Origin of the sequence: Actinoallomurus spadix (genome assembly GCF_024055725.1) — a bacterium.
Taxonomy (GTDB): Bacteria; Actinomycetota; Actinomycetes; order Streptosporangiales; family Streptosporangiaceae; genus Actinoallomurus; species Actinoallomurus spadix.
Genome location: NZ_JAMXMX010000005.1, coordinates 249,737 through 274,873, shown reverse-complemented (window position 1 = coordinate 274,873; position 25,137 = coordinate 249,737). Strand labels below are relative to the sequence as shown.

Below are 25,137 nucleotides of genomic sequence, written 5' to 3'. Positions count from 1 at the left end.
GGGGCACCCCGGCCGCCGTGTTCTGGACGGTCATCGCCACGGGACGTCCTAGCCGGCGGATCAGGCAGGGCCGGGCACGTGCGGTGCGGCGTTGGTCCAGCCGACCTCGTAGTAGAGCGTCGAGGCCCGCTTTGGACCCTTCACCGTCCCCGCCGTCTCCTGCAGGACGAAGGCGGTCTTCGGATCGATGATCAGGTGGAACGCTCCTCCGATCGTGACTCCTTGCCCGATACGTCCCCGAGCGTCCTTGACGGGGCCCTCGCTCGTGACGTCGGGTCGCCGGGCGAGCGCCCGGAAGGCGGCCGCTCGCACCTTGGGAGACACGGGGACCGCGTACAGCAGCGCGCTCAGCGTGCTGGTGGCCGAATCCTCCATGTCCTTCTTCCGCCAGTGCGGATTGATCTTGTGGGCGTACGAGAGCGCCCAAGCGGTGAGCCGCCGCGGGTCGGCCGGCAGCCGCTGGAGCTCGTCGAAGGACAGCGTGTGATCTATCAGCTCGAACGACCTGCCGTCCTTGTTCTTGTGCTTCATCAACCCCAGGCCGCGGCCCTCCAGAGTGGCATCGCCTTCGTACCACCAGCCGTCCTTGGCGGCCCAGATCTCTATCACGTTGCCCACGGGCGGGCCGCCCGCGAAGATCATGCGTACCGATCGGACGTGCCAGTATCTCCCGGTCGTCGCCGGTTCGGTCTCCGCGCTCGACGCGGCGGCCAGCAGTACTTCCCGGCCCGACAGCCGCTGGGACGTCTGCGTCGGGCGGGGGCGCGATCGGTCCGGCGGAGCCGACGTCGACGTGAGGGCGATCGCGGCGGCCGTTCCGGCGGCGACCAGGCCGAGCCCGGGCAGCGCCCAGCGGAGCCGGCGGCGCCCCCGCCTCGTCCGGCCGCCCGGGACCGCGCTCGGGACCGCGCGGAGGGCGCCGGCCGGTTCCTGACGGATCAGCTCGTGCAGACGGCGGCGGCCCATCGCCATCACCGCCGCCGACGGGTCGCCCTCCTCCAGCAGCGCAGAGACCTCTCGAATGTCATCCATGTGAGTCTTCCTTCGCGGACATGGGGTCGGTCCCGCCCAGTGCCTTCCGCAGTTTCTTCCGAGCCCTGCTCAGCCGCGATCCGACGGTGCCTCCCGGGATCTCCAGCGCCTGCGCGGCCTCCTGGTAACCGAGGCCGCCCAGCGCGACGAGCAGCAGCACGTCCCGGTCTCCCTCCGGCAACGCCGCGAGCGCCTCGGCCAGCCGGGGCCGCATGCCCTCCGCGGTGACCCGGGCGGTGACCCGCTCCTCGTGCTCCCCGCCCACCTGGTCACCTCCCAGGCGGGCCAGCGCCGCGTAGCGCCTGCTCTCGTCGCGCCGGTACTGCCCGACCAGGTTGTTGGCGATGCCGAACAGCCAGGGGCGTACGGCACCGCGCTCCGGGTCGAAGCGGTCGCGCTTACGGAACGCGGTGAGGAACACCTCCGCCGCGACGTCGTCGGCGACGTCACGGCCGAGGCGCCCGGCCACGTACCGGTAGATCTGCGGGAAGTACCTGTCGTAGATCACTGTGAACAGATCGGGCTCATGCCACGACCGCCGGACCACCGTGGCGTCCTCGTCGCGTGCGTCGACGACGCCGGGTGGGGCGGTCATTCGTGGCTCCATGTCATGGCGGCCTTTCCGAGGCGTTCTGGCGGTCACCCGTACTCAGTCCCAGGACGGATTCTTCTTCACGCCCCCCGCCCGTCGCGCGGCCGGGAAGGCCGGCGGCTCGCCGCCTCGCAGGTCTCCGCGTCAGGAGGAGAGGACCCGGCCCGCCACCGCTGTCGGCTCCGCCGGAACGTCCCGGCATTCAACCTCGCCGTTGCGTTCCCCGGAGGGGACGAAGGGAGATACGGTCTTCGGGCTGACAATCGAGATCATCCCGATCACGGATCGCAAGGGGGATGAGCGTGTCCGGCCCGACGGACGACAACGTGCCCGAGCCCGATGCCGCCGTGACCTCCGGCGACGATGCCCCGGGCCCTGCCGACCCGCCCGGTACGGACCGGCCGGCGGCCGAGACGGCCGCTCCTCCGGCGGTCTCCGCCGACGCGGTCCCCGCGGCCGGCGATCCTCAGGGGGATTCTCCGGCGCAGGAGGACGGCGTACGTGACGATCCGTCCGGAGCGGGCGAACCCCTCCCGGAGGCGGACCCCGGATCAACGGATGGCGAAGAGACCGAGCGGGTCCCCGAAGGTTCCACGGCGGGCGGCGGGGAGGACGGCCCGGTCCCCGAAAGCCCCACGGCGGACGGCGGAGAGGACGGCCACGTCCTCGACGGTCCCACGGCGAGCGGGGAGGAGGACGGCCGGGTCCCCGGCGGTCCCAATGCGGGCCCGGGTGCCCACCCGGCGGACGCCTCGTCGGCCACGCGGCGGGTTCCGCTCCCGCCGCAGGACGGGGACGACGCCGTGACGCGTCCCTGCGCCTACTGCGGGCGCCCGATCCCGCAGCCGGGCGAGGCCGGACCCGTCCTGCGGTACTGCCTCGACAACGACGGCGCCTGCGCCCGGGCGGCGGCCGAGCGGCGGCGGCGTGACCAGGACTCCCCGGGCCTCGCCGGCCAGGTCGCGCGGACCTGGGACATGGTGGAACGGCTGGAGGACGTCGCCGAGCTCCTGGCCATGTCCCTGACGGCGGATCTCAGCGTCGCGGGCGTCGAGCGGCGGATCGCGGACGCGAGGGCGGAGGCGGCCGCCGCCGTCGCCGAGGCGCAGCGGGACCGCGAGGCGGCCCGGCTGGACGCCGAGCGGGTGCTCGCCCGGCTGGGGGACGTACGGCGCCGGGCCGAGCGGGCCGAGACCGCCGTCGCCGAGCTGACCGCCCGGCTCGAGGCCGCCCGTACGGAACGGGACGCCGCACGCGACCTCGGTACCCAGGCGACCCGGACGGCGGAGGCGGCGACCGAGGCGGCCACGGCCGTACGCGAGGAACGCGACCGCCTGACGAGCCGGATCGCCGAGCTGACCTCGGCACTGGACCTGGCCCGCGAGGAGGTCGCGCGCTACCGGGCGGAGCTCGCCGAGGCCAAGGAGCTGCAGAAGCGGGCCGCGGCGGTGGAGGAGATGCGCTCGCAGCTCCGGGCCACCGAGTCCGAGCTGGACAAGATGCGCACCACGGCCGAACTCGCGCAGAGCGCCCGCGCGGCCGCCGAGCAGGCACGGGCGGCCGCCGACCGGCAGGCCCTCGAGGCACGCGCGCACGCCGATGAGGTGGGCGGCGAGCGGGACACCGCGCGGGCCGAGGTCGAAGAACTCCGCGCCGAGCTCGAACGGACCAGGGCCGAGCGCGATGAGGCCCGGACCGAGCTGGACCGCACCCGCGCCGAGTCGGAGGACGTTCGCGGCGACTCGGACGGCGTACGCGCCGAGCTCGACCGCACCCGTGGCGAACTGGACGGCACCCGTACCGAACTGGAGGGCGTTCGAAGCGAGCTGGAGGCGGTCCGGGCCGATCTGGAGACCTCGCGTGGAGAGCTCGAGGCGGCACGGCCCCGGCTGGAGGAGGCCGCGCGGCTCACCGAGGAGATCGAGTCCGTCCGCCGTGAGCTGGAGGAGGCGCGGTCCCGGCTGGCGCAGTACCAGCTGCAGGCCAAGGAGCGGTCGAGCATGCTGGATCAGCTCCGCGCCGCGCTGGCCACGATGATCGCCGAGCGCGATGCCGCGCGGGCCGAGGCCGACGAGGCCAAGGCCCAGGTGGAGCAGTTCACCCAAGGCCGTCTGGGATCCACCACCTCGGCGCGGCACGCGCGGCACGCCGCCGATCCGCAGGCCCAGACCGGCCCGCAGACCGGCCCGCATGCCGTGGTCGAGCCGCCGGCCGGTCCCTCGACCGACCCGCGCAGACCGAGCGACCTGCCCGTCGCCTCCTCCGGATCCACCGGCCCGGCGGCCGACGGGCGGACCCCGGGCGGGCCATTGACCGATCCACGCGGTGTGAGCGTCCCGTCGGCCGATCCGCGTGGTCCGGCGGGCCCGGGGTTCGATCCGCGAACGCCGAGTGACCCGTTGGCCGACCGGAGGGAGCCGAGAGATCCGCTGACCGATCCGCTCAGGACAGGTGACCCGCTCGGGACGGGTGACCCCCTGAGGAGGGACGATTCGTTCAGGACGCGCGACCCGCTGGGGACGAGTGACCCGCTCGGGACGGGCGGATCGTTCGTCGATCCGCGCCTGCGCCCGCAGGCACCGGCCGACCCGCTCGGCGGCGGCCGGGGACCGGCCGATCCGCGCGTATCCGGCCCGGCGGCGGCCGATCCACTCGGACCGGCACCGTTTCCCCCGGCGCCGGGTCAGCGGCCGGCGCCTCCTGCTCCGCCGACGTTCCCCGGCACCGTACCGGGCTCCGGAACCTCCCAGCACCCACCGGCGGGAGACCCGCCCTCCTCCGCGGCGTACGGCGGGCCGTCGTTCCATGCCCCGGGTCCGGCCGGTGCCGGCCCGGAGACGGGAGCGGCGTACCCGTCACCGGGTCTCCCCGGAGGTCCCGGCCTGCCGGGTGCGCCCGGCGGCTCGTACCTCCCGGGCGGGGCGGATCCCGGCGGTCTTCCCGGTGGTAGGGGAGTGCCGGGTGTGCCCCAGGGGCCCGTACCGGAGGCGGAGAGCGATTCACCCGCCGGTGACCCCGCGAACGACGCCGAGCGGACGCCGTCTCCTCCCACGCCGCCCGGGCACGACGCCGGCGGAGCGGCCGGGCCGTTCGAACGTTTCCGCCGTCGCTTCCCTCCGTCGTCCGACAGATAGGTCAAGTGGGCCGGATGGGCCCGGTCAGGCCGGGCGGGCCGGCATGGTCACCGGGGTGGGACGGCGGACGCGGCGCGCGGCGACCCGCGCGAGTACGACCGGGGTGAACAGCGACGCCGGCGCGGCCATCAGCGCCAGTACGTGGACCAGGCGCTCGCACACCCGCCGGTCGACGTTGGCGGTGGCGACGACCTCGTCGACGTACGCGTTGATCAGGCGGGTCCGCAGGCGTACGGGCGCGGCCTCGGTCTCCCGGTAGCGCAGGTCCTCGCCGGTGGCGACGAGCCATGCCCCGGCGGCGCTGCGGGCGGCACCGCGCTGGAAGCGCCGTTCGAAGCCGGGGCGGGGATCGCGCAGGCAGCGGTCGAGGACGAGGGCCGCGACGGCGGCGACGCTCATGCCCTGGCCGTAGATGGGGTTGAAGGCGCACGCGGCGTCTCCGGTGACGACGAGCCCCTGCGGCCAGGACGGCAGCCGCTCGTAGTGCCGGCGGTGGTTGGCCGTGCGGCGGAACGCGACGATGGGGGTCAGTGGCTCGGCGTCGCGGATGGCCTCGTAGAGGACGGGGCTGCGCAGCCCCTTGGCGAAGTCCAGGAACGCGGTCTCCCCGACCGGTCCGTAGTCACGCCCCGCGCCGGACAGGCTGCAGATCCAGCGGCCCCCCTCCTGGGGGAACAGCCCGCCGGTGCGCCGGGTCGCGGGCGGGTCGGCCTGGATGTACAGAGCCTTCCAGCCGGGGTCGAATCCGGGCGGTATCGCGTAGCAGCGGCTGGCGTACCCGAGGAGCGGGTCGACCCGCGTCTCCGGCGGCGCCGGGTGACCGAGCGCGGCCAGCCATTCCGGCGCGCGCGACGCCCGGCCGGTGGCGTCGACGACCAGGTCGGCGTGCAGTTCACCATCGTCTCCGAGGATCACTCCGGCGACGTCCCCGCCGCGGGGGATGAGACCGGTCACGCGGTGTCCGTCGAGGACGTCGACGGCTTTGCGATCCCCGCCGGGCGGTCCGGTGAGCCGGCTCCGTACGGCCTGGTCGAGGAGCGGGCGGCTGAAGGTCAGCAGGCTCGTCACGTCGAAGCGTTCGCGCCAGCCCGCCGAGGTCAGCCAGAGGACGTCGGCGGGGACGCGCACCTCCTCGGCGCCGGCCGCCCGTAACGTGTCCTCCAGGCCGGGGAACAGCAGCTCGACGATCTCCCGGCCGCGGGTCCACAGCACGTGCAGGTGCCGGGATTGCGGCACGCCCGGCCGGAACACGGGCCCGGCCGGGAACCGGTCGCGCTCGATGAGGGTGACCCGTTCGAAATGGGCGGTCAGGACGCGGGCCGCGAGCAGGCCGGCCATGCTCCCACCGACGACGATGGCGTGTTCGCGTTTCACTCAGGTCTCCGGGGCGGGGGAGTGAGCTACGGATCATATGAAAACGCGGATATTGACCCTATGTGAAGAGCGCGCCGATACTCAGGTGAACGAGTGAGGAGTCGGATCATGGCGATCACTACCGACGGCCATTCTCAGGTTCCCTCCCGGACCCGTCATCACCGGAGGGTGAAGAACGAACTCACCGAGACACCGCATCCCGTCTGGGCACGGTCGATGGTCGATTCGCTCCGGCCGGACTGGACATCGGTCCTCGAGTCGAAGATCTTCACCGAGACGGTGAGCGGGCCGTTCCCCGAAGACGCGTGGCGGCGGATCGTCCTTGATTTCTTCTGCGTCGTCGAGGCGTTTCCAAAATACATGGGCGTCTATCTGGCGAAGACGACGTTCGGTCAGATCCCGGGGGACCACCTCGCCCGCGACTGGCTGATCGGGAACATCCGGACCGAGGCCCTGCACGCCCAGTGGTACGCCGACTGGGCGGCCGCGCTCGGCATCGGCTTCGAGGAGCTCGTCTCGCACCGGCCCTGCCCGGAGGTCGGCGCGCTGTACGACTACCTGTGGTCGGTCTGCTATCGGGGGAGCCTGGCCGAGGCGTTCGGAGCGGTGAACTACGCGATCGAGGGGACCACGGGGGAGTGGACGCGCCTAATCCTGCCCGCCTTCCGGGAGAGGTACGGCGAAGACGACGCGTCCGCCCTCCGCTGGCTGGTCGAGCACGCGGAGTACGACGACGCGCATCCCCGGGAGGCGTTCGAGCTGATCAAGCTGACGGTCCGGGACGAGGCCGAGCAGGCGAAGGTCGAGTCGGCCGTGCGCCGGTCGCTGGAGTTGTTCCGGCGGGCGTTCGACGCCAGTTACGAAAATCGGGCAATCACGGTGAATATCCCGTAATGGAGGTCTTCAAAGGGTAAAACCGCCTCAAGCTCCAGCGTCGTGATCTGCTCAGAACGGACAGCGACGTACCATTTTCCGCCCTGACACAGCGGTGACGGCCGAACACGCCTGCATTCTCCCGATCCCCGATGGGTATCTCGTAGGCGATCAATCTTTGCCGTCGGCTGGGCCGTTGAAAGGGCTGCACATGCACGTCGATTCCATTCGAACGCATTGGGCGCTCAGCGCGGTCACGGGGACCGCCCTGGTCATGACCGCGGGTTGCGGTGGCGGCAACCGGGCCGCCGGGGAGAGCGCCGAGAAGGTCAAGGCCGCCGCCTCGGCGGCGCACGTGATGATCGCACCGGGCAACGGCACCTCGGCCGTGCGGCCCGACCAGCCCGTCATCGTCCGCGCCACGAGCGGCCGGCTGGCCGCCGTCGTCCTCGAGAGCGGCGGACGGAGGGTCCCCGGTGACTACAGCAGGGACCGTACGGAGTGGCGATCCCGGTGGGGGCTCGAACCGGCGGCGCAGATCAGCGTCCGCGCCGTCGCACGGAACGCCGACGGGCGAACGACCACCGCGGTGAGCGGCTTCCGCACCGGGGGGACGCCCAGCACGGTGACGATGTCCCAGGACCCCATCCTGGAGGAGCGGCGCAAGGAGACCTACGGTGTCGGGCTCCCGATCATCCTGAACTTCGACAAGACGATCAAGGATCGGGCGGCGGTCGAGAAGGCGCTCCAGGTGATCGCCGACAAGCCGATCGAGGGCGCGTGGCACTGGTTCGACGAGGGGAAACAGGTCGTCTACCGGCCCAAGTTCTTCTGGCCCGCCCACCAGACGATACGACTCGTGGCCCACCTCACCGGCGTTCCGTTCGGGGACGGCACCTTCGGCACCAAGGACTTCACGCGGACGTACCGGATCGGGAAGGCACAGATCTCCCACCTGAACATCGCGGGCCACCACATGCGCGTCGACTGGGACGGCGAACCGGTGCGGACCATCCCGATCAGCGCAGGCAACGGGGAGTCCCGCGAGTACACCACGACCAGCGGGATCCATCTCAACATGGAGAAGGACGAGGACGTCTGGATGACCTCCCCGGGACGCGGGCCCGGTGACGCCGGCTACTACCACGAACTGATCCACTACGCCGTCCGCGTCTCCAACGCCGGGGAGTACCTCCACCAGACGCCGGGCGAGGAGGACTGCCTCGGCAATCGCAACTGCAGCCACGGCTGCATCCGCCAGCCCGCCAGTGACGCGATCTGGTACTACAAGCACTCCCAGCCCGGCGACCCGGTGATCGCCACGGGGACGGATCGCCAGGTCGAACCGGACAACGGCTGGTCGTTCTACCAGATGCCGTGGCGCAAGTGGCTCAAGGGCAGCGCCCTGCACCGCTGACGACACCGCTGACAACGGACCGTCCGACAGAAGTCAGCGAATGGTCATCCGCCCGGAAGGCGGTGGTTCCGCCTTCCGGGCACCGTGCGTAGGTGAGCATCGCCCGCCTGAGCCTGATCGCCGTCGTCCTGCTCCCCACCTGTGCCGCGGCAACGGTGCCGGCACCCGCCCGGCGTCCAGGCGCCCGGGTCGCCGCCCCGGTCCTCGAACCGGCCCGGCGCTGCCACGCCGGCGCCGCCCCGGACTTCGACGGAGACGACGTCCGTGACCTGGCCGTCGGCGCGCCGTACGCGACGAGCGGCCGCCGCCGCCGAGCCGGAGCGGTCGCCGTCCGCTACGGAGGGCGCACCGCCTGGCTCCGGCCGAGTCCCGCGCAGGCCGGGGCGGGCTTCGGCGGCACGCTCGCCATCGGCGACTTCGACGGCGACCACTGCGATGACCTGGCCGTGGCCGCCTCCGATCAGGGACGCACGCGCCCCGGGGCCGATGGCACGGGGAGCGTGGCGGTGTACTTCGGCTCACCCGGCGGGCTGAGCCCGCGGATGACCCTGACCGTGCGGAGTCTCGGCCGTACGCCCGCGAGCGATCGCTTCGGCACGGCCCTCGCGGCGGCGGACCTGGACCGTGACGGCCGGGACGATCTCGTGGTCGGCGTCCCCGGCCTCGCGGGCGGCGGCGGGGTCGGCCTGTTCACCCGCGGTCTCCGTACCGCCCGCCTGATCACTCAGCGCACCTCCTGGGTACGGCAGCCGGCCGGACCGACCGATGGCTTCGGCACGGCTCTGGCGGTCGGCGCGTTCGGTGCGTTCGGCCGCGGCCGGCGGACGCAGATCGCCGTCGGCGCGCCCGGTGACGGCGTCGAGGCGTCCGGCGCGGTGACCGTCATCGACCCGGTCGCGCACCGGTCCCGGTCGATCACCGAGGGCGGACCCGGAGTACGGGGTGTTCCGGAACGCTACGACGAGTTCGGCGCGGCACTGGCCGCCGGCGACTTCGATCACGACGGCACCGACGACCTCGCCATCGGGGTGCCGGGCGAGGACGACACCGCGCTGCCGGACAACTACGCGCGGGGCGCGGTGTACGCCCTGTACGGCTCCGGAGACGAGGAGGTGTGGGGGCTGCGCCGGCCCGGCCCCGCGGACCGGCTGGGATCCGCGCTGGCGGCCGGCGACCTGACCGGCGACGGTACGGCCGACCTCGCGGTGGGCGCTCCGGGCGGGGGCGTCGTACAGATCCTCGACGGCCGCCGCCGGCGGGGCCTGGGCCGCGGTGCCCTGATCGCCTCCCCGGCCGGGCGCACCGCCCAGTTCGGGTGGTCCGTGGCGATCCGGGGCCGGGACCTGCTGATCGGCGCGCCGGGCGCTGGCAACTTCGGCGGCACCGCGTTCCTGGTACGGGATTCCCGGACGACCGCCGTGCAGGCGGGCACGGCGGGCGACCTTCTGGGCTACGCCGTCTCCTGAGCCTCCCGGGAGCGGCCTGCTCAGGAACGGCGAGGCGCCCCGGCCGCCGCGGCCTGGGGAGCACGCCGGCCCGGCACGGCGGACCGGGAGAGGCGGTGGGTGCCGTCGGCGACGGTGAAGCTCGCCGCGACGGTGCTGGGCGCGTGCCGCTTCGTCACGTACGGGAGCGTGTGGAAGTCGGCCCGCAGTTCCGTGGGCGTCAGCCGGGCGGCGATGAAGCCACGGCGCTGGTCGGCGTAGGCGATGTGCGGGTTCTCGGCGAGTTCGGCCGCGAGGGCCGCCGGTGTGTCGTAGCCGTCGCCGTCGCTCGTCACCGAAGTGGTCACCAGCTCGACGCCGATCCGCCGCGAGTCCAGGTCGTCGAAGTCGGCGAGCAGGTCGCTCGCGTAGTGACAGTGGATGTCGCCGGTCAGGACCACGGGATTCCGGGCGCCCGAGGCGGCGATGTCGCCCAGGACCCGGTCCCGGTCGGCGGTGTACCCGTCCCAGGTGTCGACCACCACCTCCTTGCCCGGCCCGAGGTGGTAGTCGTGCTGGGCCATGAAGATCTGCTGGGCCAGCATGTTCCAGCGGGTCCGGGAGGCGCGCAGCCCGGCGGCGAGCCAGGCCCGCTGGGCGGACCCGACCAGCGTCCGGCCGGGGGCCAGGCGGGCGGCGCAGCCGGCGCGCAGACCGTCGTCGCACGGCTGTTCGTCACGGAACTGCCGGGTGTCCAGGACGTGGAACGTCGCCAGGTCTCCCCAGGCCAGCCGCCGGTGGAGCCGAATGCCGGATCCACGGGGCAGCGCGGAGCGGCGTAGCGGCATGTGCTCGTAGTAGGCGCGGTAACCCGCGATCTTGCGCTGAGTGAAGTGCGGCCGCCCGGACGTGCCCGGGTGGGCGCCGGCCCAGTCGTTCTCGACCTCGTGGTCGTCATTGACGGCGATCCACGGGGCGAGGGCGTGCAGCGCGCGCAGGTCCGGGTCGGTCTTGTACTGCGCGTGCCGGAGCCGGAACTGCGCGAGCGTCTGGCACCGGTGCTCGGTATGGGAGCGGACGATCGTCCCGGTCGAGTTCTCGTAGCCGCCGGGCCCGTACTCGTAGATGTAGTCGCCGAGGTGCAGGACGAGGTCCGGCTGCTGGTCGGCGAGGCGCCGGTAGGCGGTGAAATAGCCGTGTTCGTAGTTGGAGCACGACACCACGCCGAACGCCAGGTCCGGTGCCGTGCCCGGGGCGGGGGCGGTTCGCGTCCGGCCCGTCGGCGAGAGGTGGCCGCCGGTGCGGAACCGGTAGAAGTACTCCCGGCCCGGCCGCAGCCCCGCGGGCTCGACGTGCACGCTGTGCGCCCACGACGGCCGCGCGGTGGCGGTGCCGGACCGTACGACGCGGGTGAACCGCTCGTCCTCGGCGAGCTGCCACTCGACGTCGACGTCACGGTCCGGCATGCCCCCGAGGCCGCCGTCGGCGAGCGGCCGGGGCGCCAGGCGGGTCCACAGGACGATGCCGTCGGCCGTGGGATCACCCGATGCGACACCCAGCGTGAAGGGGTCGCCCGTCGTCCGCGAGGCCAGCGGGAGCCCGGCCGCGCCGATCAGGAGGCTCCGGCGTGTCAGATCCACGCCCTCAGTTCAGATCGCGTCGCTGAGGGCGGTGAGACGTGCCGCTGACCGGCCGGTCAACATTCGGTGGACGCAGTGTGACCCCGTCGCCCGCCCGAGCGCCGTGTGAGAGGAACCGGCTCTCTCGCCGCACCACGGCGCTTCCGGATACCCACCTTTTTGTGGGTACTTGTCGGCGGAATTGGGTTACCCGAAGCTTGGTCCTGGATGTTCCACGGCATGACCCCGGACAGGAATCGTCCTGTCCGGGGAAACGGCCGCGAGAAATGACGCGGAGGGACGGCGATGTATCAGCGGACCGGCTGGGATTCGGCGAGCTTCTCCAGACGCCGGTGGCCCCAGTCGGACAGCGGCGTCAGCGCTTCGGACAGATCACGGCCGAACTCGGTCAGGGAGTACACGGTCTTCAACGGCCGCCCGTCGTGCACCTCCCGGTGGACGAGACCATCGGCCTCCATCTCCCGGAGCGTCTGAGTCAGCACCTTCTCGGTGAGGCCGGGTAGCCGCCGGCGCAGTTCACCGGGACGGTGAGGACGCGATTCCAGTATCCAGAGCAGGATCGTCTTCCATTTGCCGTCGATCACCGCGATCGCGGCGGTCACTCCGCAGACATTGGTGTCCCGTGCACGGCTGCGCGTCATCGTCATCCCCTCCATCGACGACTCAGGAGTCGAATCATGATTTCCAACACCACGGATTCTGCCGTCACCGTGCTCGGCCTCGGGCCGATGGGCCGCGCGCTGGCGGGCGCGCTCCTCGACGCCGGCCTGCCCACGACGGTGTGGAACCGGACGGCCGGCAAGGACCGGGAACTGACCGAGCGCGGCGCGGCCGGCGCCCCATCACCCGAGGCTGCGGTCGCCGCGAGCGGGCTGACCCTGATCTGCGTGGTCGACTACGGCGCGGTGGACGCCGTCCTGCGGCGGGACGCGGTCGCCGACGCGCTGAAGGGGCGCGCGGTCGTGAACCTGACCGCGGACACGCCCGACCGGGCCCGGGACACCGCCGCGTGGGCGGCCGAGCACGGCATCGGCTACCTGGACGGCGCGATCATGACCCCGGCCACCACGATCGGGACGCCGGGCGCGGCGTTCATCCACAGCGGTCCGGAGGAGCTCTACCGGCGGCACGAGCCGGTGCTGGAGAGCCTGGGCGGCACCCACACCTACCTCGGCGCGGAGATCGGCCGGGCCGCCGCGTACGACCTCGCGTTGCTCGACATCTTCTGGACCACGATGGCGGGCTACGCGCACGCGCTGGCGGTGGCGCGGGCCGAAGGGATCGGCGCGCGCCAGCTGGCGCCGTTCGCCGCGGGGATCAGCGCCTTCCTCCCATCGATCTTCGAGCGGTTCGCCCAGGACGTGGACGACAAGACGTTCTCCGGCGAGATCAACCCGATCACGTCGGCGGCGTCGTCCATCGCCCACATCGTGCACGCCTCCGAAGCCCATGGCATCGACGCCGGTGTGATGCGCGTGGTCCAGGATCTGGCGCGCCGCGTGATCGAGCAGGGGCACGGCGCGGACGGGTTCATGAGGATCACCGAGCTGCTGAACGCGCGCTGAGCGCCGCCCGGCCGCGGCAAGATCAGCCGGTGGCGAGCCGCTCGTGGGTCTGCCAGGACGAGGTGAGGGTCTTGCCCGAGCGGCGGCAGCGACCGGCGTTCACCTGGACCCAGTCCTCGGTCCGTTTGGTCTTGGCGCCGAACCGCACGGTCGGCCCGTTGTCGACCGACTGCACACCGTGGGTCCTGGAGGAGATCAGCGCGGTGCTGATGAAACCGCCCGGCGACCCCGTCAGGTGACCGCGCAGCTGGGCGCAGACCTCGAAGCCGTCCTTCGGTTTCGTGTCGGCAAGGACGAACGTTCCGGAGTAGACCCTCCGGCAGATCGTGCCCTTGAAGATCACCGTTCCGGTGCCGGGCAGCCCGTACGCGCGGGCGTAGTCGCGGCAGCCCGCCTTCGCCCCGGCTGAGCCCTTCTTCTTGCTCCTGCCGGGGGTCGGGGTCGGTGCCGGCGTCCCGCCCCGGCGCAGAGTGTCGTCCGGGGACGTGCCCGGCGCCGGGGACGACGACCGCGGCGACGGCGTCGCGGCGACGGCCGCCGCCTTCTGCGATCCGGTCGCGCCGTCGCCGTCGGGCCACAGCAAGAGCGTGAGGACGAGCGCCACCAGGGCCGTCGCGGCGCCCGCGCCGACCGCCCAGCGCGCCGTCGGGCGCCGGGACACGGGCTCCGCGCCGCCGCGGAGCCCCCCGTCCGTCCCCGCGGCCCCGGGTCCGGCGCCGGTCCCGTGGATTCCACCGATCCCGGAGGCTCCCGCGGATGCGGATGCGGTTCCGAAGGGCCCGGCCGTCCACTGGGCCCCGGCGGTCCCGGCGTGCGGAGCGGAGGTCCCGCCGGACCGGCCGCCCCCGGGGTTCGGCGCCGACGGCCCGAACGCCCACGGGCCCGATCCCGGGGGTTCGTGCGCCGGCGGGTCCGGGTTCGGGGGCTCGTACGCGGTCGGGATCGCAAGCGCGCCGACGGGCTCCTGCCCGAGCAGCGCGGCCTGGGCGTCCTGGGCGGTGGGCCGGCGCGCCGGGTCCTTGGCCAGGCAGGCGGCGACGACGGAGCGCAGCGGCTCCGGCAGCGGGCCGAGGTCCGGGTCGGTGCGCACGATCCGGTCCATCACCGTGGACACCGAGTCGTTGCCGAACGGCGGGCGGCCGGTCGCGGCGAACAGGATCGTGCCGCCCCAGGCGAACATGTCGACCGGCGGGCCGAGCTCGCCGCCCGTGATCTGTTCGGGGGCCATGTACGCGGGCGTACCGAGGGTGTTGCTCTCGTTCCGGCGGGTGGTCCCGAGGGCACGGGCGATGCCGAAGTCGATGACCCGGGGACCGTCCTCGCCGAGCAGGACGTTCTGCGGGTTGAAGTCCCGGTGCACGATCCCGGCCTTGTGGATCGCGGCGAGGGCGGTCAGCGTGCTGATCGCCAGCCGTTCCAGGGCGCCGCCGGACCGGGGGCCGTCGGTGAGGATCTGCGATCGCAGCGACCGGCCCTCGACGTACTCGCTGACGATGTACGGCCGGTCGCCGGCGAGGTCGGCGGCGAGGACCTGCGCGGTGCAGAACCGCGCGACCTTCTTGGCGGCGTCCAGCTCCCGGACGAACCGGTCGCGCGCGTGCGGATGGGCCGCCATGCGGGCGTGCAGGAGTTTGATCGCCACGTGTGTCCCGGCGTCGTCGCGGCCGAGGTAGACGACTCCCTGCGTGCCCTCGCCGAGGCGTCCTACGAGGTGGTACGTCCCGAGCCGCGTGGGATCGCCCGGTCGCAGCGGATGACCCTCGGGCATCTGGCCGTCCTCCTCCCGCTCTTACCGTCGGTCACGCGAGAGGTAACCATAGCGCCGGTGGCCCCGGCCGACACGCTCGATGGGCCGGCCCCGCGTCCGACCACACGGGCGGCGCCGCGGTTCAGCTCGTGGCGCGGCCGAGGGCGTACTGGTAGAGGTGCTCCTGCTGGATGGAGCCGTCGGCGCGCTGCATGGTCGCGAAGTTGGCGACGAAGATCTCGTGCGCGGCCTCCACGCCCATGACGTCGATCGCGCGGGCGACATTGGGTGAGGTCGTCATGGACTCCCACGCGTGGTCGAGGGAGGCGAAGTCGTGCCGATGGGTGACCTCCGCGCTGGCGAAGACGTCGAGTCCCGCCTCCACCATGACCTCGCGCAGCCGGAACAGATCGTGCACGGGCGGGCCGTCCGTGGGCGGCGTGGGCACCCGGCCCCGTACGGCGCTGAGGAAGGCGCTCGCCTCGCGGCCGGACCAGTTGTGCCACAGGCCGATGGCGACGACGCCGCCCGGCCGGGTGACACGGGCCAGCTCCGCGACGGCCGCCGCGGGCGCCGCCGCGTACTGGACGGCATCGAACGCCATCACCTGGTCGAAGCAGCCACGGTCGTAGGGCAGCTCGGTGGTCTCGGCGGCGCGCAGGTCCGCGTCCGGCAGCCGGTCCCGCGCGTACGCCAGCAGGTCGGGGGAGGGATCCAGGCCGGCGAGGTCGGCGCCGGTGAAGGCGGCGAGGGCCAGGGCCGTTCCGGTTCCGCAGCCGACGTGCAGCAGGCGGGTGCCGGGCTGCGGCTCCAGCGCCGCGATGGCCGCGGCGTAGAGGGGGCGGACCTGCTCCTCACGCACGCGCGTGCAGGGGGTGCCGCGGTGCTGACGGACCTGTACGGTCCCCATCGTCGCGTCCTCCGTGTCGACTGCCGGCCGATGGCCCCATGATCATGACGCGGCCCATCGGGATGCATCAGCATAATTGCTTACTTTTCAACTACATGTAGGGGTTATTTACTACATACTCGCCATGTGACAAGGCGGGTTTCGTGTCCCACGCTCATCGGCCGTGCCGCTGAACTCGACCGACTCGACGCCGCCCTGACCCAGGCGCAGGGTGGTTCGTCCGTCCTGCTCTTCGTCTCGGGCGACGCCGGGATCGGCAAGTCTCGGCTGGTCACCACCTTCACCGAGCACGCACGGCGGCGTGACGCCCTGGTGTTCACGGGGGGCTGCCTCGACCTGGCCGAGGGCGCCGCGCCGTACGCGCCGTTCGTCGCCGCGCTCCGGCCGCTGGCCGACGAGCTCACCGCCGAGGAACTGGGACACGTCCTCGGCGAGGCGCCGCGCGAACTCGGCGCCCTCCTCCCCGAGCTGTGCGGACGGCCGCCGGCCCGGCGGGACGGCGCCGAACGCGGCCGGCTGTACGAACTCGCCCTCGGGCTGTTCCAGCGGATGGCCGCGCTGCGCCCCGCCGTCCTGATCCTCGAGGACCTGCACTGGATCGACCCGGCCTCCGCCGACCTGCTGGCGCTGCTCGGCGCGAACCTGCGCCGAGCCGGTCTGCTCGTCGTCGGTACGTACCGCAGCGACGAAGTGGTGCGCGGCCATCCGCTGCACGGCACCGTCCTGGAGCTGGAACGCTCGGGACGGGCCGAGCGCATCGAGCTGTCCGGCCTCTCCCGCGAGGAGGTGGCCGCCCAGGTGGCCGGCATCCTCGGCATCCGCCCCGCCGACCGTCAGGTCGGCACGCTGTTCGCCCGGACGGAGGGGAACCCCTTCTTCGTCGAGGAACTGGTCGCGGCCGGGCCCACCACGAAGGAGGTGCCCGCCAGCCTCCGCGAGGTGCTGCTGACCCGCGTCGAACGTCTCGCCCCCGAGACCCGGCGGGTCCTGCGCGCCGTCGCCACGATCGGCCGGGTCGGCGACGAGGAGCTGATCGCGGAGGTGACCGGGCTGTCGCCCGAGGCGCTGAACGACGCGCTGCACGAGGCGGTCGCCCACCGGCTCCTCGTCGTCACGGACGACGGATACGACGTACGTCACGCGCTCCTGCGCGACGCCCTGTACACCGAACTGCTGCCGGGCGAACGCAGCCGGCTGCACGTCGCCGTCGCGGCGGCGCTGGAGAAACGCGGGCCGTCCGCGGAACTCGCCCGCCACTGGCACGCCGCCGGAGACGCGGACCGGGCGCTCAGCGGCTTCGTGGCCGCGGCCGCGGCCGCACAGGCCAGTTACGCCTGGGCCGTCGCGCTGGCGCACTACGAGCGGGCTCTCCGCCTGTGGCCGGAGGTGCCCGACCCCGAGTCCCGCACCGGAATGCCGCACGCCGAACTGCTGGGCCGCGCCGCCGAGGCCGCGACCGCGGCGGGCGAGGTGGACCGGGCCGCACGGCTCGCCGAAGAGGCGATGAGCGAGGTCGACGAGGCGGCCGAGCCGACGCGCGCGGCGAGCCTGTGGACCATGGTCGGCCGGATCCGCTGGGTGGCCGGGGACCTCGCCGCCGCCTGCGCGGCGTACGACGAGGCGATCGCGCTGCTGCCCGCCGAGGTGTCCGCCCGCGAACGCGCCCGCGTCCGCGGGCTGCAAGGGCACGCGCTGATGATCCAATGCCATTTCCGTGAGTCCGTCGCGGCCTGCCGGGAGGCCGTCGAGGCGGCCGTCACCGTCGGCGCTCACGACATCGAGGGGCACGCCCGCAACACCATGGGCGTCAGCCTCGCCATGCTCGGCGAGATGAACGCCGGCCTCGCCGAACTCGCCGAGGCCCTGCGCAGCGCCAAGGAACGCGACGACGCCTGGGAACTCGGGCGCGCGTACGTCAACTACACCGAGGCGCTGCTGTGGGCGGGCGACTGGGCCAAGGCCGCCGAACTCGGCATGGAGGGCGTGGGCATCTGCCGGCGTCTCGGCTACGGCCGGACGACCTGCATGTGCGCCGCCGGCAACACGCTCTCCGCGCTGATCCGGCTGGGACGCTGGTCCGACGCGGACCGGCTCGTCGACGAGGTCCTGGACATCGAGGCGCCGCCGTGGCAGCGCTGGGGCGTGACGCTCGCCATGGCCGAGCTGCACCTGCGGCGGGGCGACTCCGACGGCGCCCGACGTCACCTCACCAGCCTCGCCGAGGTCGTCGACCGGACCGACGACCTCGACCTGGCCAGCTCCTACCATGCCTGCCGGGCCCGCCTGGCGATCCTCGAGCACGACCTGGCGGCCGCGCGCGGCCACGTACGAGCGGGCCTCGACGTCATCCGTGGCAGCGAGTTCATCCGGATCGGGCCGGAGCTGTGCGCCGCGGGAATCCGGGCGGAGGTGGGGCTGCGCGGCGACGCGGCACCGCTCCTGGAGGAGTGCCGCGCGATGCTCGATGCGATGCCCGAGATGGCGGAGTCGGAGGCGTACGGTCTCCAGGCCGAGGCGGAGGCGACCCAGATGGCGGAGCCGGATCCGGCCCTCTGGCGCTCCTCGGCCGCGGCCTGGGAGGAACTCGGCGAGACCTACCGGGCGGCGTACTGCCGGACCCGCGAGGCCGAGGCGATCCTCGCCGCCCGCGGTCCGCGCGAGGGCGCGGTCGAGGCGCTGCGCGCCGCGTGGGCCACCGCCGACGCCCTCGGCGCCGACGCGCTGCGGCCGGAGATCGAGAGCCTGGCCCGGCGGGCGCGGCTCGGCCTCGTCCCGGCTGAGGAGCCCGCACCGGTGGAGGAGCCGGTGCCCGGGCTCACCGCCCGGGAGGCCGAGGTGCTCGCGCTACTGAGCAGCGGGCGGACCAACCGGCAGATCGCGGAGACGCTGTTCATCAGTGAACGGACCGTCGGCGTCCACGTCTCCCGCATCCTGCACAAGCTCGGGGTGCCGAACCGGGGCGCCGCCGCCCACCTCTTCCGAGCCTCCCGCTGACCCGGCCGGCCTGGGGCTGAGAACGGGCGGCCGGAGCCCGGAGATGGAAGGCCGGCGCTCGGGAGCGGGCGGCCGGAGCCGGGGAGCCGGCGGTCAGAGGCTGGGGGTGAACGAGCCGCCGCGCAGGCCGGTGTCGACGAGTTCGACGGCCCGGGCGACGGCCGCCAGACGAGTGCCCTCCCGGCGGTAGATCTCCAGCACCGCCTCGAGGCCATGGGCGGGGACCGTGTCCGCCAGCTCGGCCCGGGCGGTGCGGAACCCCTCCCGCGCGGCCTCCAGGTCGGCGGCGACGTGGAGACGGGCCATCCGCGACAGGACGGTCGGGTAGCGTCGTAGCACGCCGTACCGGCGGTATTCGGTCGGCACCAGGTCGAAGAGCCAAGCCACCGCCGTGTCCTCGAATCTCTCGGTACCCGGCGGATGCACTCCCGAAGGCCAGCCGGGCGGCACGTACGCGGTCACGTCGTCAGGGGAAACTACCGCTCCGGCCTACTTCTTCTCATCATCGTCCGGATCGCGGCGCTTCGTGATCCTGATCGTGCCGGAGTCGAGGTTGTCGCGTCCGCCGGCACTGTTCGTGTGCAACTCATGGCGGCGCGTCTTCTCCTTCTCCTGCTCCTCGAGCTGGATCTGCTTACCCGCACCACCGAACGCGGCCTGCAGGTCCGCGAACATTCCAGGCCCGAACCCGGCGCCGGACGACGAATCGCCCCGGATCGCCGACATCAGCCCGCCGCCCCCGCCGTTGCCGTCCTTCGGCCAGTCGATGACCTCCGGCTCGGGAGCGGCGGCGGGGCGCTTACGCGGACGCCTAGGGCGCCGTCGAAACGGTGATTTCACGCAACCTCCAACGATCGGCCGAGTGCCATGATTCCGCACCGGCGCCCCGCAGATGTTATGCGCGATTTCGGGAATCTTGAATGCGCGGTCACGGCGATCTCGGGCGGTACCCTGCGGAGGGTGCCCACCACACTGGCCGACATCACCACGATCCTGGAAGATCACTACGATCCCGCCTGGGCGGAGTCCTGGGACGCCGTCGGCCTGGTCTGCGGTGATCCGGAGGCCGTCGTCCGCCGTGTCCTGTTCGCCGTGGACCCGGTGCGGGACGTCGTCGACGAGGCCCTGGACTGGCGCGCCGACCTGATCGTCACCCATCACCCGCTCCTGCTGCGGCCCGTGCACGGGGTGCCGGCCACCACCGCGAAGGGCCGCGCCGTGCACCGGTTGATCACCGCCGGCACCGCCCTGTACACCGCGCACACCAACGCCGACGTCGCCGATCCCGGGGTCTCCGACGCACTCGCCCGCGCCGTCGGGCTCTCCGGGCCCCTGCGGCCGCTGAGCCCGTCCGCCGCCGACCCGCGCCGGGGCCTCGGCCGCGTCGGCGAACTGCCCGTACCCGTCACGCTGCGGGAGTTCGCGGACGCCGCGGCCAAGGGCCTGCCCGCCACCGCCGCCGGTCTGCGCGTCGCCGGCGACCCGGAGGCGCCGGTCCGTACGGTCGCGGTCTGCGGCGGGGCCGGTGACTCCCTGCTCGACGCCGCCCGCGCCGTGGGCGCGGACGTCTACCTCACCGCCGACCTCCGCCACCATCCGGCGTCGGAGTTCCGGGAGAATGGGAGTACCGCACTCGTCGACGCCGCGCACTGGGCGACGGAATGGCCGTGGCTCGGCGACGCAGCGGCCCTGGTGCGCCAGACTGGCGTGGAGACCCGGATCTCCGCCGTCGTGACCGACGCGTGGACCTTTCGATCCCATGAAGGAAGTACGTGAAAGCAGCACCTGAAGCCCAGATGCGCCTCCTCGACCTGCAGGAGCTGGACACCCGGCTGGACCGGCTGGCCCACCGCAGGCGCACCCTGCCGGAGCTCGCCGAGATCACGAAGGTCGAGGAGCGCCTCGGCGGGGTCGGCGACGCGCTCGTCGCCGCGCAGACCGAGATCAGCGACATCGACCGGGAACAGAAGAAGGCCGAGCAGGACGTCGAGCAGGTACGCGCCCGCGCGGACCGGGACCAGAAGCGTCTCGACTCCGGCCAGGTGTCCTCGGCCCGTGACCTGGAGAACCTCCAGTCCGAGATCGTGTCCCTGCAGAAGCGGCAGGCCGACCTCGAGGACATCGTGCTCGAGGTGATGGAACGCCGCGAGGAGGCCGAGAACCGCCTGCGGACCGTCGAGGCCGACAAGGAGGCGGCCGACAAGGAGCTGACCGAGCTGACCGAGCGCCGCGACGCCGCCTACCGCGAGATCGACGGCGAGGCCGAGCTGGTCCGCACCGCGCGGGCCGGGGTCGCCGGCGACATCCCCGGTGACCTGCTCAAGCTGTACGAGAAGCTGCGCGAGCAGCAGCGGGGCGTCGCCGCCGCGCCCCTGCTGCGCGGCCAGTGCCAGGGCTGCCACCTGCAGCTCAACACGGTCGAGCTGAACGCCATCCGCGCGGCCGCCGAGGACGACGTCATCCGCTGCGAGGAGTGCCGCCGGATCCTCGTCCGCACCCCGGAATCCGGCCTGTGAAGCTGATCGTCGAGGCCGACGGCGGGTCGCGCGGCAACCCCGGCCCGGCCGGGTACGGCTCCGTCGTCCGCGACGCCCTCACGGGCCAGGTCCTCGCCGAGCGGGCCGAGTCCCTCGGCGTGGTCACCAACAACGTCGCCGAGTACCGCGGCCTCATCGCGGGCCTGGAGGCCGCGGCCGAGCTCACCCCGGACGCCGACCTCGAGGTCCGGATGGACTCCAAGCTCGTCGTCGAGCAGATGTCCGGCCGCTGGAAGATCAAGCATCCGGACATGAAGCCGCTCGCCCTCCAAGCGCAGCGGCTGGCCTCGCGGTTCCGCTCGGTCCGCTACACGTGGATCCCCCGGGAGCGCAACAAGCACGCCGACCGGCTCGCCAACGAGGCCATGGACGCCGCCGCCGAGGGCCGTATCTGGGCGCCGCCCGCCGCCGCGGAGGACGAGCCGGACCCGCCCACCGCCACCGCCACCACCGGGTGGGGGCCACCGACCACGGATCCGACGAGGACGCTGCTGCTCCGGCACGGCGAGACGCCGTACTCCGGGGAGCGGCGGTTCGCCGGCGTCGGCGACATCCCCCTGACCGACACCGGCCTGGCCCAGGCCCGCGCCGCGGGGGAGGCGCTCGCCGGCCGCGGCGTCGAGGCGATCGTCACCTCGCCGCTCAAGCGCACGCGGCAGACCGCCCAGGAGGTCGCCCAGGTCCTCGACGTCCCGGTCCGCGTCGAGGACGACCTGCGCGAGACCGACTTCGGCGACTGGGAGGGCTACACCTTCGCCGAGGTGCGCGAACGCTGGCCCGCCGAGCTGGACGCCTGGCTCGCCGACCCCTCCGTCGCGCCGCCTTACGGCGAGAGCTTCGCGGCCACCCTCAAGCGCGTCCAGACCGCCCGCGACAAACTGCTCGTCCGGTTCCGGAAGCAAAAGATCCTCGTCGTGTCGCACGTCACACCGATCAAGACGCTCCTGCGCCTGGCGCTGGACGCCCCACCCTCCGCCCTGTACCGAATGCACCTGGACGTCGGATCGCTGTCGGTCGTCGACTGGTACGCCGACGGCCCCGCCGTCGTACGCTCCCTCAACGACACTCACCATCTGCGTGAGGGCGCCGAAGCGGGTTTTTGGTAAAGTCGGTGAACGACGGACGAGTCGGCCGGACGGTCGCGTCGGAGTTCCCCTCCGACGAGGAAGGTCCGGGCTCCACCGGGCAGGGTGGTCGGTAACGCCGACCCGGGGCGACCCGCGGGAAAGTGCCACAGAAAGCAGACCGCCTCCGCGTGCGGAGGTAAGGGTGAAACGGTGGTGTAAGAGACCACCAGCGCCCCAGGTGACTGGGGCGGCTCGGCAAACCCCACCCGGAGCAAGGTCAAGAAGGGCCCGCCCCGCGGGCCCGCGCAGGCGTTCGAGGACGGCCCGTCCGAGTCTGCGGGTAGACCGCTCGAGGCCGCCGGCAACGGCGGCCCTAGATGGATGACCGTCGCTCCGCGCGAGCGGAGGCACAGAACCCGGCCTACAGGCCGACTCGTCCGTCATCCACCCGCTGACCTGGGCGCACGCCTCTCACCTCGGAGTGCTGTTCCGCCTCGGTTCCGCCTCTGTTCCGACGGCACTAGCGAGGCGGCCACGGGTCGTCGGGCCCGACGTAGTGATCGAACAGCGCGATCTCCTCCGGGTCCGGCCGCTCGAACCGGTCGGAGGTGCCGAGCAGCACCTGAGAGGCGAGCGCCTCGGCATCCGGCCCGCCCCTCGCCCGAACGCGCCGCACGAGCTCGTCAAGGGGAGCGTCGACGAAGTGCAACTCCGTCGCGGCTCCCTCGCGCACCGCGACCCGCCGGATGTTCTCGCGCTCCTCGCGGGACCAGGAGCCGAACTCGACGACGGTGCTCGCGCCGCAGCGCAGGATGTCGCCCGCGTGCTTGAGCATGCAGTCCTGGAGCTTGAACCGGAACTCGTAGTCCACGAGGCTGATGCCGAGCCCGACGATCCATTCATCCGGGCTCAGGTGCACCGCCTTCTCGGCCTCGACGATCTGCCGCGCGCGGGTCGTCTTCCCGGCTCCGGGCAGCCCGCACACCAGGTACAGCCGCGCATCGCTCATCGCGCCACTCTAGTGCCGCATCGAGCAACGTGCCGGTCCCGCACTGGACGGATGCCGTCCGGCTCACTGGTGCCTGACGTTCCTGCCTCGTCGAGGCCCGCGACCGCCATCACCGGCCACCTCGCCGAGCGCCGACGGCACGCGCGCTGAGACACTGCCGGTCATGCGAGTCGACCTTGTGACGCTGGTCGTGGAGGAGTACGACCCGGCGATCGAGTTCTTCGTCGGCGTGCTGGGCTTCGAGCTGGTCGAGGACTCGCCGTCGCGGACGAACGACGGCCGTCCGAAACGGTGGGTCGTCGTACGCCCGCCGGGAGCCGAGACGGGCATCCTTCTCGCTCGCGCGGACGGTGAGCGGCAGGCCGCGGCCGTCGGGAACCAGGTCGCCGGCCGCGTGGGCTTCTTCCTCCGCGTCGATGACTTCGCCGCCGCCTACGATCGCATGGTCGTGGCCGGGGTCGAGTTCGTGACCGCACCCCGCTCGGAGCCCTACGGCCGGGTCGCCGTGTTCCTCGACATCGCGGGCAACCGCTGGGACCTGCTCGGCCCGGCCTGAAGATCGCCAACGGAAACGGACGACGCTCGACGCACCGCGGGTTGTCCGGGTGTCCGAACACCGAACCGATGACGACGATGGCCTGCCCCCTCCGGCGGGCGCCGGGCCGAGGGCCTCCATGACGGGCAGCGCCGGCGGGAGCCGAGCCGGATCGCGCCCCCTCTCACGCGCCCGCTCCAGGAAACAGGCCGCAGGTCGCCCGACGGTACCGGCCGCGCCTCACTTTGCCGTCGCCATTGACGCGACGAATCCGACTGTTCGGCCATCTGATGGGCCAGAGCGGCGGCAACCAGTCAACGGCGACGGCAACCAGTCAACGGCGACGGCAAGCAGTCAGCAGGGGCGGCACGCAGTCAGCGGCGAGAACCGGCTGCGGCGAGCGGAGGCCGTCCGCGAGTAGGGTACCCGCGTGCTCGTCTCTCAGGGTGTTACGGCGCGAGCGGTGAGTCACACGGCTTCGGTGGTGAGCCGGATGCTGAGCTGGGCGCCCACGACGCGGAAACCCAGGGCCCGCGCGACCCGCAGTGACGGTTCGAAGCGTGCCCTCCACTGCGGCAACAGGCCCCTCGCGGACGCGTCGGCCACCGCCTTCGAGGCGACGATCCGCGCCAGGCCGTGGCCGCGGTGCTCGGGGGCGGTCAGGACCGACAGCTGCGCCGCGATCCCCGCCCAGGGCCGGTACCCCGAGGCGGCGATCACCTCGCGGCCCCGCCGGATGACGAAGGTGGCCGAGGTGACATCGGCCAGTCCGCTCTCCTCCGAGTCGTGTGCGACGGCGGAGGCCAGGAACCTGCGGACGTCTTGGTGGCCCGGCGGGAGGACGTCGATCCCGGCGTCCCTGTGAACCGCGGTGAAGTCGGAGCCGTCGAGGTACGCCAACGTCGCCGGGCCGAGAGCCTCCATGACGGGCAGCGCCGACCGGAGCCGGGCCGGCTCGAGGTCGGCTTCCTGACCGAGGCCGAGCAGTGCGGACCGCACCGGCTCGATCAGGCCGGGTGCCGGCACGGTGGCGAGGACGCCTCCCCCCAATGCGACGATGCCCGCCCAGCGCGGGGGGCACATCCGCGACTCGGGCGAGGCGACGACCCTGACGTCCCCACACGGAGGGAAGGCGACCGGCACCCCGGCCAGGCTCGCCCACAGCTCACCCGCCCGCTCCAGAAGATTCGGCGTCATGCCTCGATGATCGAACGGCCCGGCCGCCCGGCGGTACCGGTCGCACCTCACTTTGCCGCCGCCATCGGCGCGACGAATCCGGCTGTTCGG

21 protein-coding genes and 1 other RNA gene are annotated in these 25,137 nt (G+C 72.9%); 11 read left to right on the top strand and 11 right to left on the bottom strand.

Annotated elements, in window-relative coordinates; all coding sequences use genetic code 11:
• Nucleotides 1-60 precede the first annotated feature (60 nt).
• Nucleotides 61-1,032 (bottom strand): CU044_5270 family protein, encoded by a 972-nt coding sequence (locus NE235_RS09075; RefSeq protein WP_252800652.1) that lies wholly within the window; start codon nucleotides 1,030-1,032, stop codon nucleotides 61-63.
• Complete coding sequence (locus tag NE235_RS09070) at nucleotides 1,025-1,627, bottom strand: RNA polymerase sigma factor (protein ID WP_252800650.1); 603 nt, start codon at nucleotides 1,625-1,627, stop codon at nucleotides 1,025-1,027. Before NE235_RS09070 ends, NE235_RS09075 begins: the two co-directional genes overlap by 8 nt.
• A 299-nt stretch (nucleotides 1,628-1,926) precedes the next feature.
• On the opposite strand from NE235_RS09070, the gene NE235_RS09065 reads away from it, so the two are divergent.
• Nucleotides 1,927-4,758: a hypothetical protein gene (locus NE235_RS09065; protein ID WP_252800648.1), complete on the top strand. Its 2,832-nt coding sequence runs from the start codon at nucleotides 1,927-1,929 to the stop codon at nucleotides 4,756-4,758.
• A gap of 24 nt (nucleotides 4,759-4,782) precedes the next feature.
• Here NE235_RS09065 and NE235_RS09060 read toward each other — a convergent pair whose 3' ends face one another.
• A complete protein-coding gene (locus tag NE235_RS09060; RefSeq protein WP_252800646.1) occupies nucleotides 4,783-6,132 on the bottom strand; it encodes an NAD(P)/FAD-dependent oxidoreductase in 1,350 nt (449 codons plus the stop codon).
• A 168-nt stretch (nucleotides 6,133-6,300) separates the two neighbouring features.
• Between NE235_RS09060 and NE235_RS09055 the strand changes: the two genes are divergently transcribed.
• The 3 genes from NE235_RS09055 (at nucleotide 6,301) to NE235_RS09045 (ending at nucleotide 9,888) form a co-directional block, all read left to right on the top strand.
• Nucleotides 6,301-7,026 carry a TenA family transcriptional regulator gene (locus NE235_RS09055; RefSeq protein WP_252800644.1) on the top strand — a complete coding sequence of 242 codons (726 nt, stop codon included), beginning with the start codon at nucleotides 6,301-6,303 and terminating at the stop codon, nucleotides 7,024-7,026.
• Nucleotides 7,027-7,216: 190 nt separating this feature from the next.
• Nucleotides 7,217-8,422, top strand: a complete 1,206-nt coding sequence (locus tag NE235_RS09050) for a L,D-transpeptidase (protein WP_252800642.1) — start codon at nucleotides 7,217-7,219, stop codon at nucleotides 8,420-8,422.
• A gap of 92 nt (nucleotides 8,423-8,514) precedes the next feature.
• Entirely contained in the window at nucleotides 8,515-9,888 is a 1,374-nt protein-coding gene (locus tag NE235_RS09045; RefSeq protein WP_252800640.1) for an FG-GAP repeat protein, read from the top strand.
• Between the two features lie 20 nt (nucleotides 9,889-9,908).
• Here the strand turns inward: NE235_RS09045 and NE235_RS09040 are convergent, their stop codons facing one another.
• Nucleotides 9,909-11,486, bottom strand: a complete 1,578-nt coding sequence (locus tag NE235_RS09040) for an alkaline phosphatase D family protein (RefSeq protein ID WP_252800638.1) — start codon at nucleotides 11,484-11,486, stop codon at nucleotides 9,909-9,911.
• Between the two features lie 290 nt (nucleotides 11,487-11,776).
• Nucleotides 11,777-12,127: a winged helix-turn-helix transcriptional regulator gene (locus NE235_RS09035; RefSeq protein ID WP_252800636.1), complete on the bottom strand. Its 351-nt coding sequence runs from the start codon at nucleotides 12,125-12,127 to the stop codon at nucleotides 11,777-11,779.
• Nucleotides 12,128-12,163: 36 nt separating this feature from the next.
• Between NE235_RS09035 and NE235_RS09030 the strand changes: the two genes are divergently transcribed.
• Entirely contained in the window at nucleotides 12,164-13,051 is an 888-nt protein-coding gene (locus NE235_RS09030; RefSeq protein WP_252800634.1) for an NAD(P)-dependent oxidoreductase, read from the top strand.
• Between the two features lie 22 nt (nucleotides 13,052-13,073).
• Here NE235_RS09030 and NE235_RS09025 read toward each other — a convergent pair whose 3' ends face one another.
• Both NE235_RS09025 and NE235_RS09020 read right to left on the bottom strand, forming a co-directional pair.
• The gene (locus NE235_RS09025; RefSeq protein ID WP_252800632.1) at nucleotides 13,074-14,819 is read right to left on the bottom strand and encodes a serine/threonine protein kinase; all 1,746 of its coding nucleotides are present in this window, start codon (nucleotides 14,817-14,819) and stop codon (nucleotides 13,074-13,076) included.
• A 121-nt stretch (nucleotides 14,820-14,940) separates the two neighbouring features.
• Nucleotides 14,941-15,708 (bottom strand): class I SAM-dependent methyltransferase, encoded by a 768-nt coding sequence (locus NE235_RS09020; RefSeq protein WP_252800630.1) that lies wholly within the window; start codon nucleotides 15,706-15,708, stop codon nucleotides 14,941-14,943.
• Between the two features lie 126 nt (nucleotides 15,709-15,834).
• Between NE235_RS09020 and NE235_RS38105 the strand changes: the two genes are divergently transcribed.
• Complete coding sequence (locus NE235_RS38105; protein WP_308206048.1) at nucleotides 15,835-18,702, top strand: helix-turn-helix transcriptional regulator; 2,868 nt, start codon at nucleotides 15,835-15,837, stop codon at nucleotides 18,700-18,702.
• Between the two features lie 93 nt (nucleotides 18,703-18,795).
• Here the strand turns inward: NE235_RS38105 and NE235_RS09005 are convergent, their stop codons facing one another.
• Nucleotides 18,796-19,089: a hypothetical protein gene (locus NE235_RS09005; protein ID WP_308206047.1), complete on the bottom strand. Its 294-nt coding sequence runs from the start codon at nucleotides 19,087-19,089 to the stop codon at nucleotides 18,796-18,798.
• A gap of 102 nt (nucleotides 19,090-19,191) precedes the next feature.
• Nucleotides 19,192-19,542, bottom strand: a complete 351-nt coding sequence (locus tag NE235_RS09000; RefSeq protein WP_252800626.1) for a DUF6191 domain-containing protein — start codon at nucleotides 19,540-19,542, stop codon at nucleotides 19,192-19,194.
• Between the two features lie 111 nt (nucleotides 19,543-19,653).
• On the opposite strand from NE235_RS09000, the gene NE235_RS08995 reads away from it, so the two are divergent.
• From NE235_RS08995 to rnpB, 4 genes are all read left to right on the top strand, one after another.
• On the top strand, nucleotides 19,654-20,478 hold the full coding sequence (locus tag NE235_RS08995; RefSeq protein ID WP_252800911.1) for a Nif3-like dinuclear metal center hexameric protein: 825 nt from the start codon (nucleotides 19,654-19,656) through the stop codon (nucleotides 20,476-20,478).
• Nucleotides 20,475-21,218 (top strand): zinc ribbon domain-containing protein, encoded by a 744-nt coding sequence (locus NE235_RS08990; RefSeq protein ID WP_252800616.1) that lies wholly within the window; start codon nucleotides 20,475-20,477, stop codon nucleotides 21,216-21,218. The genes NE235_RS08995 and NE235_RS08990 overlap by 4 nt, the downstream gene beginning before the upstream one ends.
• Complete coding sequence (locus NE235_RS08985) at nucleotides 21,215-22,345, top strand: bifunctional RNase H/acid phosphatase (RefSeq protein WP_406567553.1); 1,131 nt, start codon at nucleotides 21,215-21,217, stop codon at nucleotides 22,343-22,345. The genes NE235_RS08990 and NE235_RS08985 overlap by 4 nt, the downstream gene beginning before the upstream one ends.
• 17 nt (nucleotides 22,346-22,362) lie before the next feature.
• An RNA gene (rnpB, locus tag NE235_RS08980) (RNase P RNA component class A) lies at nucleotides 22,363-22,746 on the top strand.
• 80 nt (nucleotides 22,747-22,826) lie between these two features.
• On the opposite strand, the gene NE235_RS08975 is transcribed toward rnpB, so the two are convergent.
• On the bottom strand, nucleotides 22,827-23,315 hold the full coding sequence (locus tag NE235_RS08975) for an AAA family ATPase (protein ID WP_252800614.1): 489 nt from the start codon (nucleotides 23,313-23,315) through the stop codon (nucleotides 22,827-22,829).
• Between the two features lie 163 nt (nucleotides 23,316-23,478).
• Here NE235_RS08975 and NE235_RS08970 point away from each other — a divergent pair, with 163 nt between their 5' ends.
• A complete protein-coding gene (locus NE235_RS08970; protein ID WP_252800612.1) occupies nucleotides 23,479-23,871 on the top strand; it encodes a VOC family protein in 393 nt (130 codons plus the stop codon).
• A 447-nt stretch (nucleotides 23,872-24,318) separates the two neighbouring features.
• Here the strand turns inward: NE235_RS08970 and NE235_RS08965 are convergent, their stop codons facing one another.
• The gene (locus NE235_RS08965) at nucleotides 24,319-25,047 is read right to left on the bottom strand and encodes a GNAT family N-acetyltransferase (RefSeq protein ID WP_252800610.1); all 729 of its coding nucleotides are present in this window, start codon (nucleotides 25,045-25,047) and stop codon (nucleotides 24,319-24,321) included.
• Nucleotides 25,048-25,137 lie beyond the last annotated feature (90 nt).